This window comes from Vibrio sp. 1CM7H, from assembly GCF_023161645.1.
GTDB classification, from domain to species: Bacteria; Pseudomonadota; Gammaproteobacteria; order Enterobacterales; family Vibrionaceae; genus Vibrio; species Vibrio diabolicus.
Genome location: NZ_JALNTV010000002.1, coordinates 1 through 14,095, shown reverse-complemented (window position 1 = coordinate 14,095; position 14,095 = coordinate 1). Strand labels below are relative to the sequence as shown.

General features: G+C 41.0%; 15 protein-coding genes and 1 pseudogene. 1 reads left to right on the top strand and 15 read right to left on the bottom strand.

Going from position 1 to position 14,095, the window contains the following annotated elements; translation table 11 throughout:
- Window positions 1-504: 504 nt before the first annotated feature.
- Window positions 505-999: a V3/V1b-type arginine vasotocin receptor gene (locus tag MSG33_RS08250; RefSeq protein ID WP_248380601.1), complete on the bottom strand. Its 495-nt coding sequence runs from the start codon at window positions 997-999 to the stop codon at window positions 505-507.
- A gap of 216 nt (window positions 1,000-1,215) precedes the next feature.
- Here MSG33_RS08250 and MSG33_RS08245 point away from each other — a divergent pair, with 216 nt between their 5' ends.
- Window positions 1,216-1,794: a DUF6037 family protein gene (locus tag MSG33_RS08245; protein WP_248380599.1), complete on the top strand. Its 579-nt coding sequence runs from the start codon at window positions 1,216-1,218 to the stop codon at window positions 1,792-1,794.
- A gap of 135 nt (window positions 1,795-1,929) precedes the next feature.
- Here the strand turns inward: MSG33_RS08245 and MSG33_RS08235 are convergent, their stop codons facing one another.
- The 14 genes and pseudogenes from MSG33_RS08235 to MSG33_RS08120 all read right to left on the bottom strand — a co-directional run bounded on the left by MSG33_RS08235 (window position 1,930) and on the right by MSG33_RS08120 (window position 13,367).
- Complete coding sequence (locus tag MSG33_RS08235; RefSeq protein WP_248380597.1) at window positions 1,930-2,553, bottom strand: hypothetical protein; 624 nt, start codon at window positions 2,551-2,553, stop codon at window positions 1,930-1,932.
- A gap of 153 nt (window positions 2,554-2,706) precedes the next feature.
- A complete protein-coding gene (locus MSG33_RS08225; protein WP_248380595.1) occupies window positions 2,707-3,177 on the bottom strand; it encodes a GNAT family N-acetyltransferase in 471 nt (156 codons plus the stop codon).
- A gap of 476 nt (window positions 3,178-3,653) precedes the next feature.
- Window positions 3,654-4,289, bottom strand: a complete 636-nt coding sequence (locus MSG33_RS08220) for a hypothetical protein (protein WP_151514891.1) — start codon at window positions 4,287-4,289, stop codon at window positions 3,654-3,656.
- A gap of 865 nt (window positions 4,290-5,154) precedes the next feature.
- Window positions 5,155-5,562, bottom strand: coding sequence for a hypothetical protein (locus MSG33_RS08205; RefSeq protein WP_122067390.1), 408 nt, complete (start codon window positions 5,560-5,562; stop codon window positions 5,155-5,157).
- A 763-nt stretch (window positions 5,563-6,325) separates the two neighbouring features.
- On the bottom strand, window positions 6,326-6,706 hold the full coding sequence (locus MSG33_RS08190) for a nuclear transport factor 2 family protein (RefSeq protein ID WP_248380589.1): 381 nt from the start codon (window positions 6,704-6,706) through the stop codon (window positions 6,326-6,328).
- A gap of 146 nt (window positions 6,707-6,852) precedes the next feature.
- A complete protein-coding gene (locus MSG33_RS08180; RefSeq protein WP_248380587.1) occupies window positions 6,853-7,233 on the bottom strand; it encodes a hypothetical protein in 381 nt (126 codons plus the stop codon).
- A gap of 156 nt (window positions 7,234-7,389) precedes the next feature.
- On the bottom strand, window positions 7,390-8,028 hold the full coding sequence (locus MSG33_RS08170) for a class I SAM-dependent methyltransferase (RefSeq protein WP_053809092.1): 639 nt from the start codon (window positions 8,026-8,028) through the stop codon (window positions 7,390-7,392).
- A gap of 98 nt (window positions 8,029-8,126) precedes the next feature.
- Window positions 8,127-9,125, bottom strand: coding sequence for a hypothetical protein (locus tag MSG33_RS08165; protein ID WP_248380582.1), 999 nt, complete (start codon window positions 9,123-9,125; stop codon window positions 8,127-8,129).
- A gap of 151 nt (window positions 9,126-9,276) precedes the next feature.
- Entirely contained in the window at window positions 9,277-10,050 is a 774-nt protein-coding gene (locus tag MSG33_RS08160) for a hypothetical protein (protein ID WP_053397243.1), read from the bottom strand.
- 116 nt (window positions 10,051-10,166) lie between these two features.
- The gene (locus MSG33_RS08155) at window positions 10,167-11,066 is read right to left on the bottom strand and encodes a hypothetical protein (protein WP_248380580.1); all 900 of its coding nucleotides are present in this window, start codon (window positions 11,064-11,066) and stop codon (window positions 10,167-10,169) included.
- A 144-nt stretch (window positions 11,067-11,210) separates the two neighbouring features.
- Window positions 11,211-11,771: a suppressor of fused domain protein gene (locus MSG33_RS08145; RefSeq protein ID WP_010645278.1), complete on the bottom strand. Its 561-nt coding sequence runs from the start codon at window positions 11,769-11,771 to the stop codon at window positions 11,211-11,213.
- Window positions 11,772-11,903: 132 nt separating this feature from the next.
- Window positions 11,904-12,251 (bottom strand): hypothetical protein, encoded by a 348-nt coding sequence (locus MSG33_RS08135; protein ID WP_031780756.1) that lies wholly within the window; start codon window positions 12,249-12,251, stop codon window positions 11,904-11,906.
- A 649-nt stretch (window positions 12,252-12,900) separates the two neighbouring features.
- Window positions 12,901-13,003: pseudogene (locus MSG33_RS08125) on the bottom strand (DUF3265 domain-containing protein).
- Window positions 13,004-13,007: 4 nt separating this feature from the next.
- Window positions 13,008-13,367, bottom strand: coding sequence for a hypothetical protein (locus tag MSG33_RS08120; protein WP_045616264.1), 360 nt, complete (start codon window positions 13,365-13,367; stop codon window positions 13,008-13,010).
- Window positions 13,368-14,095 lie beyond the last annotated feature (728 nt).

Genomic DNA, 14,095 nt, shown 5'->3' with positions numbered 1-14,095 from the left:
AGTCAATGAAACCACGTGGAACAAACAACGCCGCAGAAAACGAACTAACAACACCAAAAAGCGCCTTTGGAAAACCAATCTCACAATGCGGACTTTCAACAAAGCCACTGAAACCACATGAACTTACCACACCAGAGAAAACGACATTTCAGCGAGTAGATCGGCTTTTGTACCAACAAACTCAACGAGCAGAGTTTCAGCAAAAAAGTTCGACTCAGGTAACCCAAAAGTCGCCGCACCAAAAAACAAATCAACCGTTGAAACGATGCCAATTTTGAATTTTCACCACGCCAGTTAACACTGAAATTGAACGCAGATACGACAATTTCAACTTTGAGCTTTTACCACTAGGTCTTGCGATATAGCTGCGTTTTTCCTCTTGCAAACTAACGCTCTGTTAAGGGGTGAGCAACGCAATACAAAAGCCGCTGCATACTACCTTAATCACTAAAACCAACGCATAGTAAAAGTGCCACGTGTTGCGAATCCCTCTTGAACAGTTTGTTAGCTGTTCTGGCTTTCTGGACGTTTTGATTCGGGAAGAAAATCGTTCACTAATTGTTCCCGCTTATCTTCATCTATGTAAGAGATTGACTTAACACTGCTACTATCTTTGACCCAATTAAAGCCTTCTAGAGCACAATTGAATGAAAACCACGAAGCTGCAACAAACAACCATTGTTCATTAACTAATGAATGGATACCAAAAAAGAATATCAAGATCAGAAAGGATCGTATTATCCATTCAAAAGCACGTAGTAGTACTAAACTGGAGCCGTAACTCACTTCATGTATGTTGTTGGAGTTAATATAATGCTTATGTACTACATGGCGAAGTACATCTAGACGAGAATAACTTTTGAAAAAAGCTAAACCACTAGATTTCGCTTTTTTACTCAGCTTTTGAATAAGCCAAGATGAAAAAGCAAATACCGCGGAACCAAGTAGTCCTTGCTGAAATGAAGAAAGACTATCGATATATTCAAATATTTGTTCCATTTTGCCTCCATACTCGAAAAACAGCTAACGCCGCATTAAGGTGTGAGCAACGCTGCCACTACACTTAACCATACCACCGTAAACACAAAACCCAACGATGAAATCAAAAATGCCAAGCGTTGAGAATCACTCTTAAATGCTTTGTTATAAGCCATTGACTCTGAAGTACTTTTGAGAGCATTATTATAGTCACATGCTTCCACATAGGTATTCAATATGAAAATGACAGCTCTGCAAGATCTTCATCGAAGTATGATGAAAATTGGCACCGACATGCAACAGTTTCAAATTAATACTGGTTCAGCAAGCTTTGATTGCCTTTTCTCTGTTCGTGAAGCGCCATTTATTTTGGCTTTAACTTCGAGAGGAAGCGCACCAAAATTCTTTAAGTTCGAAGTCCAAAACGGATACTGGATAAAACCATACTTTGACGGCTTCTTCTACGATTTAGTTGATGTTTTAAGCTCTGGTGCAAAATCTGGTGTACGACTTAACCCTAAGGATTTTCTAGAGCAGTTGAACAATAGCATTCCAACGCAAGCTAAGCCTCAAAGCACCCCATCCCCTAAACAAATTATCACTTTGAGACCCGATATAACTGAAGATCGTGACCGACCATATTTTGATACGTGGATCTATTGGAAAAGTGCAGACCGACAAGGACCACGGGAAGAAAACCGCCACAAGACACTAATGATATTAGGTAAAGGTGCTCTAGAGTACAGTATTGCGATGAAAGCATCTTCTAAGTGGAGTGCAGTAGATCTAGATAAGTCATGGGACGATAATATATAGTGGCTTATAACGCCCAATTAAGGTGTGAAGCACGCGACTACGACACTCAATTTGACCACTGTATTCACTGGACTCAACCCAAACCAAAAATGCCAAGCGTGCTGAATCACTCTTAAATTGTTTGTTATGAGCGTGCTAAATGTATACGGCGGACATTCCAACAAAAGCGACCAAAATCAAGTATTGAACACATAGTGTTATACCCTGCCAAAAGTGAGTGACCACCATTCGTTTATGGTGATAATTACGATTTTCTTTTGCCTTATTCATTGGGCGATTTAAAACCAACTTAATATACCACGGGTATAACTCTTGAAAAGATGAAATACTTTTCATTAGATCAAATTCAGGTTTGATAGCTAATCCGTTTTTTTCTGCCATCTCCTCGATACTATTAGCGTGCTGTTCGAATTTATCAATTACTGGTGCTAAACGTGCACGAGCTTCAGTAGAGCTTGAAATACTGAGCGAACATAACATTGCGAAGTATTTTTGAAATAGTGCGAATAAGAGAGATGCCGCCAAACATGAAAACAAAACCTTTAGCTCAGAATGATCATAAAAATTCGCCATTTTATCGATGTTAGTTATTGCAAGTCCTGCAACAGCTGCACTGCCAGCAGCTGCCCAAGTTGATAACTTATCAATAATTGAACTTGTTGAAACCGTTGCTTCGGCCAATGCTCCTATTGAGTCATAGTGCGCATTCTCATCGGTGATCGTCTTCCAACTTTCTAAAGATTTTTCTAATTCCGTCATCTTCAATTTTCCTAAAGCTCATAACGCCTTGTTAAGGTGTGAGGCACGCAATACCTAAGCTTCCGCATACCACCTTAACCACTAAAACTAACGCATAGTAAAAATGCCACGCGTGCCGAATCACTCTTGAACAATTTGTTATGTAGCCGACTTTCAGGTTAGTGCTTTCTGTCCAATTTGGATTTTGGGCGCAATACCAGCTTTGCGATACAAAGCTAGAGCAGATTCATTGAAAGAATATACCTCTAACCACAGCTCTTCTCCGCCGTTAGAAATAGCCCTTTCTTCAAATGCCTCTATTAGCGCCAGTCCAACACCCTGACTCCTAAAGCGTGAATCCACTACAATCTGTTCAACGCTTGCGATCTTTCGCTGTTTGAGTGTCCAAGACTTACGAACCCATAGCTCACCAAAAACAAAACCTACTAACTGCCCTTTGCTTTCGGCTACCAGACAAATCGAGCTTTCACTTTCGATCATCTTGTGCATGTCTATTTTTTGTTCAATCTCTTCCGGTGATAAAAAGTCATCAGGTAAATTTGCTTGATGATACTCATTAAGCTGAAACTGTAGTTTCTTGATAACACTGATATCTTCAATGCGAGCTTGGCGAATATTTAACATATATAAATCCTTTTAACTTACCGTCCTCTCGCGGCTACATAACGCCGCATTAAGGTGTGAGCAACGCTACCACGAAACTAAACCTTACCACCGTAAACACAAAACCCAACGATGGAATGAAAAATGCCATGCGTTGGGAATCACTCTTAAATGCTTTGTTAGCTTAATATAGACTCAGGAGTGCTTTTTACTTTCCAGGCTTTTTACTCTTGCTTTGTACGCAAAATAAAAACCAACGAAGAAGAATGCATTCGTAGCCACGAGAGCCAATCCCGCAACCTCGGGTAAATTGTAGCCTGTTATCATTGAAAGAATATAGTACTGGGCACATGCAGCCATAACACACAAAGATAATGGACGAAGAAAAGTAGTACTCGGCGATAACTTTTCTTCAGAGAACATATACTGCATCAATAGCACATGCGAGAAATGAATTGTTGCCAATGACAATATCACTATTAGTATTAAAACTAGCATTACAAATCTTCCGGTTGAAGTAGACCTCTGCGAAGAAGCTCCTTCCGCGCATCTTTTGCATTTAAGTGTGTTTGATAAGCAATTACACTGACCATTACGACCAAGATTGCCGATGCTTTGCCTGCAACTTGTTTGGTCACTCCCAGTCTATTTGCAATCTGCGCAACTGGTGAGCTTGTAACTTGCTTTTTCAACTGAGTCGCAACCTCTTTGGAAGCACTTTTCACCCCTTGCTGCGCTGATGAAAGCAAAAATGCTGATATACCTGCTGCTGTGAGAGGGAGCGAGAAGTCTATGCCAAGACCTTTCAATATATTAGTCACATCCTTATTGGTATCAAAAAATTCTCTGAGCTCCCGATCAGAAAGTGACCATGAGAACCAGTATGGATTTGCAACCACTTGAGAAACTAAACCATATAGTGAAGCTTTCAACTGGCCATCGTTCAAAGCCAATATTAGCTTCAAAACTTCGGACTGTTTGTTCTTAGGTAACTCTCTATAAAGTACAATTCCTGTAATAATTGTAATTGCATTAGGCTCCTGTCTCATACGAGCTTCGTACTTTTCCATACCAATCAAATGCGTGTAGTACTTAACTGGATCTGCGGCAATTTTTGATTTGTGCACTCTCATAAAGCCTCCAATATAGATTTTGATAATGCTTAATACACTTATTGGAACTTGAGCACAAATATGCTTACTACTTTTTTGTTTAGTTTCACACAACATTGCAATTTATAAATAGCATAATTGCCTGACTACCTTGTTCATGAACTTAAATGTTAAGCTAACGCCCTGTTAAGGTGTGAGCAACGCAATACCGAAGCCGCCGCATACCGCCTTACACACTAAATTCAACGCATAGTAAAAATGCCATGCGTTGCGAATCACTCTTAAACAGTTTGTTATGTTTTACCACAAATAACTGACTTAATTGAGAAAGAACTGATGATTAAGACCATTTTTCTGAAGCAAACCACAAGGCAAGAACCAGCTTGGCCACCAAGTGCGACCAACCAACAGCAAGTATGAACACTTCCCTGTCCAATGAGGCAACCCGACAAAGCACCAACAAACACCCTAGTCTCTTCTCACAACAGCGCCAAACAATGGTGAGTTGCCGAGACTACTGCCAAGGTAGGATGTTGCTTGGAAAAGAACCTCAAAGCGACTTAAAGTCAGAGGAACTAAACCCTAGCCTGCTCGACCTGCAAATGAAGCAACCCACGAACATTGGCATGTTTGATGGCCTAAGTTACTCAAGAACTTAGGCCGACAATGCTGGTTTGCTGAGTCTACTAGGGACGAACTGCCAGAGGGACAAAGAACTAGAGCATAAGATATTTAAGCCTTTGAAATACAAGTAAACATAACGCCCTGTTAAGGGGTGAGCAACGCAATACCGAAGCCGCCGCATACCACCTTAAACACTAAAACCAACGCATAGTGAAAATGCCACGCGTTGCGAATCCCTCTTGAACAGATTGTTAGCTGTGTATTACAACACTAGCATTAATATCAAAGGTCCCAAAACTGCAACAACCATCATCAAAAACCAGAGATAAATCATCAATGATAGGTAGAGCGAAAATATCCCTTTTACAGCATTCTCCAGCTCGATACCTTTATTGTTCTGTAAAAAGTACGCTAACTCTGCCCTAGGAATGGAGCCTGCAACTTTTCGAAACTTAAGCTTCAAAAGCATAAGACCCATTGAGGTAGGTACACTAAGCGCCAACAGATACAACATGTAAGACATGAGGGTGTTTTCGGGAGATTTGTTACCTGAAACTATAGCCGCAATAATGATGACTAAGAGTAGAGAGGAAAAACCTTTAAATGATGAAAAGACTGAGTCTCGCGTTTTAACATATAGCCAAAATAACGGCTTATCGATTATTTTCATTTGTTTCTCAAACAGCTAACGCCCTGCTAAGGGGTGAGCAACGCAATACAAAAGCCGCCGCAAACCACCTTAATCACTAAATTCAACGCATAGTAAAAATGCCACGCGTTGCGAATCCCTCTTGAGCAGTTTGTTAGTCGCGAGGCACCGAGCGACAATTTTAAGCCGAACTAAACTTTGCGAACAACAAACTTTATGTGCTTTGATGTACTTAAGTCAGGCGTAGCCTCAAAGCGGCTATTCAATGAAACCACTTGGAACAATCAACGCCGCAGAAAACGAACGGACAACACCAAAAGCGCTTTTGGAAAGCTAATCTCACAGTGCGGACTTTCAACAAAGTCACTGAAACCACGTGGAATTTACCACACCAGAGAAAACGTCATTTCAGCGAGCAAATCGGATTTTGTACCGACAAACTCACCGAGCGGAGTTGCAACCAAAAACAGATTTTCGGTTGCCCCGCTCTATCACCACCAAAGAACGAAACAACCGCTTGGAAAATAGCAATGCATTGATTTAGAAACGATGAAACTGAGCTTTGACCGTCGAAGATGGAACTATGCACCAAACAACCAGTAGCCAAGTTTTGAGCTTAGAAACATGATTTTGACTGCTAGCTTTTCTGGCGACTAACGCCCTGTTAAGGGGTGAACAACGCAATACAAAAGCCGCTGCATACCACCTTAACCACTAAAGCCAATGCATACGAAAAATGCCACGCGTGCCGAATCACTCTTAAATTGTTTGTTAGGTGCGTAGCTTAATCTTGCACTAATCTGACCCATTTTGCCCGCCATGCCTGTGCTTCCATTGGGTCTGGCCAGAACTCTTTTTGCTTACTTATTAAGCCATTTTCAACGGTATGAAAAGTTATAGCTCGTGCTTTTTGGACACTATCTGTAATTGATACATCAGTGACAACTGTTTCACCGTCGCAAACTACAGAGTGAATTGTAAACTCCCAAATACCATTCGCTGGGTAACAGGAATTGATAGCCGTAAAGTTGTCTCGGCCAATAATAAGTTCACCAGACTGCGGCCAGAAACCCTCAAAGTCTGGGCTAAGCCACTCGCTTGCTTTGGCAAAGTCATTTGTTTTCATCGCATCCCAAAAAGCTAGGACGACTTCCTTTGAGTTCATGATTTTCTCCAAGCACCTAACGCCCTGTTAAGGGGTGAGCAACGCAATACCGAAGTCGCCGCATACCGCTTTAATCACTTAAAACAACGCACAGTAAAAATGCCACGCGTTGCGAATCCCTCTTGAACAGTTTGTTATGTACGTACTCACAAAACATGGATATCATGGATTGACACTTTGTACATGCAATTGCCAACAGGGTTAAACTCAAACTGTACCGTTAGATCAGAGAGTTCCCCATTTAGCATCAAATAAAAATCAAGCATCAAGGTTCCGTCATATGCTTCTAAAAAAGAGGGATTACATGCTTCTATACTGCAACTATCAAACTTGAATTCCCTTTCGTCGCTCAAATAATCATTGATAGCGCCAAAAACGAGGTGTTTTTTCCACATCTGACCGTAACAGTTCGCTTCATCAATTAGGCTGTCTGCCAGCTCAAACTTTTGAGATGCCAAATAATCTAACCAACTCTGACAGTACCGCTTAAGCTCTTCAGCTTTATCTAAACACGTTAATTTGAACATATTTCCTCGAAGTACATAACGCCCTGTTAAGGTGTGAGCAACGCAATACCGATGTCACCGCATACCACCTTAAACACTAAACGCAACGCATAGTAAAAATGCCACGCGTTGCGAATCACTCTTAAACAGTTTGTTAGCAGTTTTTTATACACCAAATTATGCTTTTATCGCATACACCGTTATGTGGTTTGAAGTTTCACGCTCATAGACACTGATATGAAGCACTTGGAACCCTGCTTTCTCTAGTTCAACGACAAGATCACTTTCAGAGGTAACATGGCGATATGGACTGCCATCCCTATAAGTTTCATAGCTATTTTCATTTTTAGAACACAAGCTACTGACAAAAAACACCCCGTTTTCAGACAGTGAACGATAAACATGACTCAAAAATATGACTCGATCTGCACCGATAATGCAATGCAAGCAATTACCGTCAATGACAACATCATAACGTTCTGGAAGTTCAAGAGACTCTGCCGTTAGGTCAGCTGAATAATAATTACCCTTGACTCCTGTCGCTCTGGCTTTTTCCTTTGCCCATTCAATTGCGGTTGGTGAAATATCTATACCTGTCACCTCAAAGCCCAACTTCTGGAAAGCTCTGCAATGATGTCCTTCACCGCAACCTAATTCGAGCAATTTACCTTGCACGGGTCGTTTAAATAGCTCGAGAAAACGCTCCACTAAAACTGCTTTAGACATTCGCTCGTTGCCACCCCAACCTTTCCAGCCAGCTTGGCGAGCTTCAACATACATGTCTTCATGAACTTGATAGTTTTGTTTCATATTCATCCTTGACTGCTAACGCCGCATTAAGGTGTGAGCGGCGCTTGGCTATACTTGAGCGAAGCGAAACTGCCAAGCGTTGCGAATCACTCTTAAATGCTTTGTTAAGTGTTTGATTGGATGTTGTTCAAAATGTACTCACCCTCACCATTTTCCGTTGCTTGGTATTCTTTAAAGCAAGGGAACAACCCCGAACATATCAGGTTTACTGCTAAGGGATTGTGCACCACGACCCAATCATTTCCCTTTGATGGTCTATTACAACAATCAGAGCAAGAGAAGATAATTGCACTAATTTGTGCAAAGTCTTCTCGAAGGAATAGATCTGTTGGAATATCAGAGCCAGAACTTTTTTTGATAGAAGGTCGAAAAATAAACCCTGAACCTTTCCTCGATCCCGTCTGCCTATCTATAGTGAGATATTCATCCCCGATCGGAAAAACACTACGAACGATCCTAGGAGGATTGTGATCAAGTCTTGCGCTAGGAATTTGACAGCCATTTATCGCAATAACGTAAGGCTCATTGTTAGAAACAATTCCAGATGACACATACGACTTATACCGCTCAAACTTTTCAGCTATAGCAGACGTATACCGTAGGATTATTTGGTCATTTGGCACAGTTTGAGCTTCACCAAACCTCATTGGCGGTACTTTATCTGGACCTTTTCCTGCCTTAGGTGCAATCGCTTCAACCCAAACTTTCTGATCACCTTCGATGCACACATCGGGACCGGGCTTTGGACAAATAACGCTGTGTCCGCTTTCAATTAGAGCAACAGTTAGATCCATTTCCCAAAAGCGTGCATCAAAGTCTATCGCAAACTCTTGCAAGAAGTGCTGATCACTGTGAGGTTGAAATTTAGACCATAAATCTTCGCACAGGGAGCGTGCCGCAACTTCGTGTATATCTTTTCCATCTCGGATATTGATATATGCTCGATTACTCGTAGTTATATCATCTCTGAACAACGCCTCAACTTTTGGTAGAGCGCGCTTACTAGGCTGGATATAAGCTCGCTTTTTACGATTTTGCTTTCTAGCTAGTTTTTTCTTTAAAGCCCGACTTAGTTTAAGCCTGTTTTGTGTTTTCATATTCATTGTTTTCACCATAGCTAAAAAGACACTTAACGCCCTGTTAAGGGGTGAGCAACGCAATACTAAAGCCGCTGCATACCGCCTTAATCACTTAAACCAACGCATAATGAAAATGCCACGCGTTGTGAATCCCTCTTGAACAGATTGTTAGCAATTAAATTGCAGACAAACCTTCAGCGTTTTTTCCATACGCAATTACCATCAACTCGAATAATTCTGGTATTTCAGTGATCTCAAGAAAAGGGAACACATAACTTGTCTTGCTGTACCCTATGAACTCATGATGATACTCGCTTCCGCTAGGCACTCCTGATATGAACACTTCAAAAAAGAACCCTAAGAACAAAAAGCATACTACTTGTACAGATTTATGATTAGCGTCCATATAAGTGCGCATAAAAGGGGAAATAATGCAATCACGTAAGTTTTTTCTAGAAAAGCCACCTTCAGTACTATCTATTAACTTAAAGCCCCTAACCGAAAAAGTTCGTTTCGATATCTCACTAGACGTATTAAGCGTAAACCGAAGTTTTTCATTCAGTTTGTCTGATAGAGTTATAGCTGCATAGTTTTTATGATCAGATATACTAACCCGCCATAAAATCGCTGCTACAAAACTCCTAATAATTTGCGTGTCTATATTTTGAAAGCTGACACCGGATTCTGTCCTTTCTGAGCCAAATTTGTTTCGCAACACTTTCTGGCTATAATCCTCATAATATGTATTTAGTTTCGACTCACACCTTTTACATAACTGCTTTGTAGCCCAACTATCCTGAGTTTTCTTAATCGGAACTCCATCAGCACCATCTAATAATATTGCTTGACCACTTCCAGCAGAAAAAATGCTCTTAAACAAGCTATCAGGAATAGCATGCGAGTTACACAATTCTGACGGAGTCCGACACAACTTGCATTTACTTCTCATAGTTATCCACTTAACTCCCTTTAATTGCTAACGCCGCATTAAGGTGTGAGCGACGCTTGGCTATACTTGAGCGAAGCGAAAGCGCCAAGCGTTGCGAATCACTCTTAAATGCTTTGTTAACTATTTTGTTTCGCCTTTCGTAGTTCTTCAAAAGCAGAATGCAACTCTTTTGCTCGTCGAAACGTATTGAATAACGACACTCCGTTAAAAGGCACCACTCCCGATTGCAATATACCTCCTGCACTGCCTGGATAGAAGGAGAGAAGTATTCGATTTTTATTTATAGAGGAGATAAATTCAGTCAGCTGCTCTTTGTTCACTTGACTCAGAAAGGTGGTTACCGGATCGGTGTCTTCTGGATAAGCTCTAGGGATGTTAAACCAAGTTTTTGACGCGACCTCATTTAGAGCTTTCGCGGCGATACTAAAATTAGATTGCACTTTAGGCACCGATAAAAATACGTTGGCATATTTCCCGGTAAACTGGTGTACTTGAATTGACATCGCAACCAACCTTTTACGTTTCAAATCGATTTCATGTCCTCTGCCATTTTGATACGAAACTAGAAACAACTTCTCTTGCTTATTCTTAGACTTTCTAATCTTTTCGGACGTTTCTAGAGTTTCAGATGCATAAATTTCACAGTCAGTCACAAGTGAACCAACCTCCGTAAAAAAGGCATTTAATTCACCCCACGCCTGCAGTTTTATGTTGGCTAATAGTTGAGATTTCCAGTTTGAAGTAGCACTTGCGTAAGCAACTAGAAAACCGATAACAGTAACTAGTGAGCTAACTATAGCAACTTTCATTTCATCACTAAGAGCATGAAGCCAAGCCATAAGTTCGTCGAAAGAGTACGCTGGATGACCAAACAGACTTTCACTAAAGTAGCGTAGAACTAGCATAGTAATTAACACGCCATAGAGGTTACCCAACAAAAATCGAAAAAGGACAGTAAAACTGATCCATAGATAAAACAGGGTCGTTTTAGCAAACGGTAAGTACTTCTGATTCAAACACAACCTCCTAAATAGTTAACGCCCTGTTAAGGTGTGAGCAACGCAATACCAATGCTTCCGCATGCCACCTTAATCATCAAACGCAACGCATAGTAAAAATGCCACGCGTTGCGAATCACTCTTAAACAGATTGTTATGCATTTACACTACCGAAGACCGCTTTACTTCCCAGTACTTAAGCTCTGCGTCATCAAATTTTTGTTCGAGCGCATCTAGATCATGCTTGATTTTGAAATTTCGTTCGTCGTCAGTGATAGGAAGCAACCAAGCTACGTGAGCGTGGGAACTATTTAGAGGCATTATTTCCAAGTCCTCTCCAAATGGATACGGCAACGAAATTAGCCAGTTTTCACAGTTAGAACCCTCAAGCCAAGGCTCACCAATAGGCAAGGTATGGCCAAAACCCAAATTATGATTCGAATGGTAGTAAGTTACCATTGCCAGCATTTCAACTAGACGATTTGACTCGATCGGTGATACGACAACAAACTCGTGAAGAGCTGAATCACTGTGTGTAATCTCTGATGCACCTACTGAGCAATACACCCACATATTAATTTGAGGGCCAGGTGCAAACCTGACAACCTGAAAATCGGGTACAATTTTCTTAATTGGCCCAAGCTCCCAAGACAATATCTCGAAATCATGACCTTCAAAGAACTCTGCGTAATGTTTAATAATCTTTTCTTTAGTAGACTTCATAATATCCTTGATGCATAACGCCTTGTTAAGGTGTGAGGCACGCAATACCTAAGTCTCCGCATACCACATTAACCACTAAAACCAACGCATAGTAAAAATGCCACGCGTGCCGAATCACTCTTGAACAATTTGTTATGCGCGTTCTCCACGATTGAACGCAACTACAGTAGCGCGTAATTTAGTCAGCTTAAACTCTGTAAGTAACACTGTAACAAAAGACAATATAGAAACGGAGATAAGTGCAATATTTATCAAAGCATTACCACTAAACTCATAAATACCTGACAGACCAATAAATAGCAAAAGACAGGCAATTATCGATAGAATCGAATCATTAGTTTTCACTTTATACTCATCAGCAGGTATATCTTTTATTATCGAAACCGGATTTGAAAGCCCGTCAAGCCGAACTGCAATTTTTCCTTTTTTAATTTTGACTTTTAGGCCAGAACTTCTTAACGAATTAGCTAAATCTTCCATGATTGATTATCTCCATTTCTGCGAGCACATAACGCCCTGCTAAGGGGTGAACAACGCAATACCGAAGCCGCTGCATACCACCTTAATCACTAAAATCAACGCATAGTAAAAGTGCCACGCGTTGTGAATCCCTCTTGAGCAGTTTGTTAGTTTGCAAACCCAAAGCGTTGATTTTAGGTTATTTTAAACTTTGAACACAACAAACTTTATGTGCTTTGACGCACTTAAGTCAGGCGTAGTCTCAAAGCGGTTACTCAATGAAACCACTTGGAACAAACAACGCCGCAGAAAACGAACTCACAACACCAAAAAGCGCTTTTGGAAAACCAATCTCACAATGCGGACTTTCAACCAAGTCACTGAAACCACGTGAACTTTCCACACCAAAGAAAACGCCATTTCAGCGAATAAATCGGCTTTTGTACCAACAAACTCAACGAGCACAGTTTCAGCAAAAAAGTTCGACTCAGTTAACCCCAAAGTCACCGCACCAAAGAACAAATCAACCGTTGAAACGATGCCAATTTTGGATTTTTACCACGTTAATTAACACTGAAATTGAACGCCGATACGACAATTTCAACTTTGAGCTTTGACCACTAGATCTTGCGATATTGTTGCGTTTTTCCTCTTGCAAACTAACGCCCTGTTAAGGTGTGAGCAACGCAATACCGATGCTGCCGCACACCACCTTAAACACTAAAGTCAACGCATAGTAAAAATGCCACGCGTTGTGAATCACTCTTAAACAGTTTGTTATGCGCTTTGCTCCACTAATTCAGCTGTTCCAATACAAGCGACTCGTCCTTCAATATCAGTAACTATATCTCCGGAGAACTGATGATTAAGCTGAACTTGAACATTAGGTAGGCCTATTGGTGCAATATTAATTAAGTACCCATCTTTTATGGTTTCCACTACGTATTTATGCTCGCCAGAAACTTTAAGCTCAGATAGAACGACACCTAAATTACTATCGATTACCTCTGCAGATGACGCAGATAAACTGAAAACACATTCCCCCGACTCGCCTGAATTGGGAGCTAACAACATGAAACCCACATGTCTACCATCTATTGTTTTCAATACCATCGCTTTTGGTAGTTCATTATCCATACATCCCTCGATATTTAAATGCACTAGCGCATAACGCCCTGTTAAGGTGTGAGCAACGCAATACCGAAGCCGCCGCATACCACCTTAAACACTAAAACCAACGCATAATAAAAATGCCACGCGTTGCGAATCACTCTTAAACAGTTTGTTAGTCGCGAGGCACCGAGCGACAATTTTAAGCCAAACTAAACTTTGCGAACAACAAACTTTATGTGCTTTGATGCACTTAAGTCAGGCGTAGTCTCAAAGCGGCTATTCAATGAAACCACTTGGAACAAACAACGCCGTAGAAAACGGACTAACAACACCCAAAAGCGCGTTTGGAAAGCCAATCTCACAGTGCGGACTTTCAACAAAGTCACTGAAACCACGTGGAACTTACAACACCAAAGAAAACGTCATTTCAGCGAGTAAATAGGCTTTTGCACCCAACAAACTCACCGAGCGGAGTTGCAACCAAAACAGACTCTCGATTGCCCTGTTCTGTCAGCACCAAAGAACAAAACAACCGCTTGAACAGTCACAAAACTTTGGACTTAAAACAGCTGAAACTGAGTTTTGAGCATCGATGAAGAGCCTGTATCGCAAACAATCATCAGCCAAATTTTAAGCTTAGAAACATAATTTTGATTGCTAGCTTTTTCTGGCGACTAACGCCGCGTTAAGGGGTGCCGGCACGCAATACAAAAGCTACCGCATGGCGCCATAAACACTGAACTCAACGCATA